At 61.6% G+C, this 3,216-nt stretch carries 3 protein-coding genes; all 3 read right to left on the bottom strand.

All coding sequences use genetic code 11. The features are described 5' to 3' along the window. The coding region (locus tag ACOVRJ_RS09400; RefSeq protein ID WP_422043595.1) for a phage portal protein at positions 1-1,202 on the bottom strand (1,202 nt) is incomplete at its 3' end. Beyond that, entirely contained in the window at positions 1,199-2,884 is a 1,686-nt protein-coding gene (locus ACOVRJ_RS09395) for a terminase large subunit (protein ID WP_422043594.1), read from the bottom strand. The genes ACOVRJ_RS09395 and ACOVRJ_RS09400, both read right to left, overlap by 4 nt. Next, positions 2,877-3,149: a hypothetical protein gene (locus ACOVRJ_RS09390; protein WP_422043593.1), complete on the bottom strand. Its 273-nt coding sequence runs from the start codon at positions 3,147-3,149 to the stop codon at positions 2,877-2,879. The genes ACOVRJ_RS09395 and ACOVRJ_RS09390 overlap by 8 nt, the downstream gene beginning before the upstream one ends. Between the last annotated feature and the right edge of the window lie 67 nt (positions 3,150-3,216).

Below are 3,216 nucleotides of genomic sequence, written 5' to 3'. Positions count from 1 at the left end.
ACGACTTGCCCAAGCATGTGCAGGGGGGCAAGATTGGTTTGAGCGGTGGCGACGTCGCCGCCGTCCACTAGCGGCAAATTCTCTAACTGGCGCGCTTCGTTGCGGGTCATGATGCCGTTTTGCACCGCTTTGGCGTAGACCTCCATGCGGTCTCTGATATTGGCGCGCAGCAGGGCGTCAAAGGAGAACTCGACGGTGTATCTACTGCGCATCGCTGGTGTGAGCACGCGGCGCGCGATGGCTTGCTCGATCACGGTAAGCATGGGCCGAACCGTCAGTTTGTGGAATCCGTCGAGAATCTGCTCGATGCCGCTGCCCCAGGTCGTTACATTGCTGTGGCCGACCAGTACCGGCGGCACGCCAAACCAACGGCAGATTTCCTCGACGCTGAAGCGGCGCGTTTCCAGCAGCTGGACATCATTGGGCGAGAGGCTGATCGGCTGGTACTTCATATCAGCTTCGAGAATAAAAAGCCGAGACTCAAGTCCCGAGGCGATCTCACCAAAGTTTTGCCGCAGGCGCGCGCGCTGATCGTCACTCAGCTTGGCGGGCACCATCAGCAAACCGGTAGGCTTGTTGCCGTTTGAAAACAGGCGCGTTGCTTGAGCCTGGGCGCGCGCGGCTTCGTTGATGCTGGCGCGCATGAAGTCAATCCGCGATAGGCCGACGATGCCGTTGCCGGTGTCGCGCACGTGCAGAACTTCTTCGGCAGGCAGCAGCCAGCGCTCGGTATTGCGCTGGTATTCGTAAAACAGAGATCCAGTTTCCGGGTCGATGTAAGGCACTACCTGTTCCGAAGACATGGGCCACAGCGCCACAGGGTCGCCGCGGTCGTTGCGCTGCACCCGCGCGTAGGCATTGCCGCGCAGGAGAAAATTGAGCACCATCGCGCCCCAGAACTCGGATGCGGTTGAGCTGGCGTTGGGCGCATCGTGCATCAGCGACCACAGCACCGTGTCGCGCGCGAGGCGGCGTTGGCCGGCACCGTCGCGCTCGTACACGAACAGCGGGAGCGTGCTTATGGTCTTGCTGAGCAGATCGACGCAGCGGTACAGCGTCGCTAACTGCAGTGCCGAGTCAGGCCCGAGCGGCTGGGTGTTCTCGACCAGCGGCGACGCGGGCAGCACGAGTTGATCGCCAGTGCGATCCGCAAGTACGGCACTACGCCCAAGCCAGCGCGAAAAAGTTGTCAAAAAGCTCATGCGCTGATCGGAGAATTGATGATGCTGTCAAGCGACGCACCGCCTGCCGGATTCAGCCCCATCAAAGATACCGCATTGAAAGTCGCCATGAGCGGGTCGATCTTCGCTGTTCCTGCCGCTTGCTTTGTGATCGTCACTGCGTTACCTCTCGGCTCGACTTTGGCGTTGCCTACGCACCATTGCATCAGCCGCTGGCCGCCGTGCCACAGCGCGCGCTCGGCGAGCTTGCGCTCCGTGGTCTTGATGGCTCCAGTCATTTTCCAGCCTTGCGATATCCCTACGATTCGATCCTGCTCGACGCCCTCCGCAACGATTGCATCGACGATTGCTCCGATTCCGGCGGGGTCTGCTCCGATCCGATCCAGTTTCCCGCTCTCGTGTACTTGCGCGACGGTCGCAGCGACCTCTGCCACGTCGTCGCCGATGCGATCCACAACGCGCAAATCTCCGTCTTGCTCAAAGTCACGCATCCGCGACGACTCGCTTTTGCGGCGCTCAAGCGCCACGTGATGCGCCCACGCGCGCGTCCACAGCAACCACTCGCGGGTTTGCGCGTCGCGCCCTACAACGGCTAGCCCGAGCAGGTCGTCCAGGCCGCCGCCGTCGATCCCAACGGTCAGCACTTCGCTGCGCTGGATCACCTGCTCCAGCGTCAGCCCTCCGTCTACTCGCTGCTGCTCCCAGTAGTCGGCTCCGGCCCAACGGTTGTGCGCCAGCGCGAGGCCAATCTCGACGTTCAAATGCTTGGCTAGCACGTCTTGCAGCGTCGCGCCAGATCCTTCTTCCGCTTCGCGCAGCTTTCTCCGGATGTAACTGGCGTCGACGCTGGCACCCAGATTCGGATTCGTGATGCGCCAGTTGGCCTCGTCCATGTACGATTTGTCCGCCAGCATCGATGGCGGAAATTCGTACAGCACGGGCAAAAACTCTGGGTCAACGATGCGTCCGTCGCGCACGCCGCGCGCATACAGCAGTTTTTCGCGGAACACGCCGCTCGGCGCTTCGTCCGACTGCGTTGACAAATAAAGGACAAAACCCTCGGGCCGGCTCGCCATGCCGCCGGTCGCCTCAAGCAGCATCTTGTGCGCGTTCGGACGTTTGCCGAACAGCCAGAGTTCGTCGACCAGCGTGATCGACCACTTCTTGCCGGCAACCGTCTCGCTGTCGGCGGCCACTACTTGCAGCTTGGCACCCGTCGTCCGGTGCGTGATCGTGCGGATGTGATCCTGCACGGCAAGCAGCGCGGACAGTTCAGGATCGACGCGTATCATGTCACGCGCGGGTGCCCAGGCATTATTGGCGACCTCGAGTGTCGGAGCCAGGATGCCCATCTCGGCGGATTTCCGCCAATTCAGCAGCAGCGCCGTAATCATGATCGCTGCGGCGATCGTGCTCTTTCCGTTCTTTTTCGCTATCAGCAGCAGGGCCTCTCGGATAGCCCGACGTCCAGTCTCTGGATCGCAGGCTCCAAAAATCGACGCCACGATGTCGCGCACCCACGGTCGCGCTGCATCCCCCATGCGAGGGCTGCCTGCCATGTCTACAACGCGCAATTCGTCGATGTACCGCAGCGCCTCTTCAGCCTTGTTGGGGTAAAGCGGCGAGAACTGGATCAGCGACTCTCCAGCAATGATCCTGCGCTGCCAGTCAAGGCAGGCAGTTGACCACCAAGGATCAGCCACTGGCAATGAGTTTCAGAGGCGTTGGCATTGGCTTGAATTTGCCGGCGACGACGTGCTCGGCCTCGCGCTGTCGCTCGGCTTTTACGCCGCCGCCGTCCAGACGCAGAAGCGCTTTCGCTGCCTGTATCTGCGCAGGCGCAGCCTCGATCTCGCCGCGCATGACAAGATGCAAGAACTCTCGCGCGTCGCCGGCGAACGACGCCGCCGCTTTGCGCGGTCTCCCTGCGCCAGGGCGCGCGCCGCCGTGGGTGGCCTTTGGTTTCATCGCTTGATTACCTGATTTCGAGATTTAATCTACGGATGGCTAACCCCTTAGCGGTCTAGGGTTAATT

This window comes from Roseateles sp. (assembly GCF_049240545.1).
Classification (GTDB): Bacteria; Pseudomonadota; Gammaproteobacteria; order Burkholderiales; family Burkholderiaceae_C; genus Paucibacter_A.
This window is presented reverse-complemented; position numbering and strand designations above follow the sequence as displayed.

What these genes read in the sequence shown, in the direction of transcription:
- ACOVRJ_RS09390 (WP_422043593.1), bottom strand. Translation starts at nt 3,149, where the DNA reads ATGAAACCAAAGGCCACCCACGGCGGCGCGCGCCCTGGCGCAGGGAGA.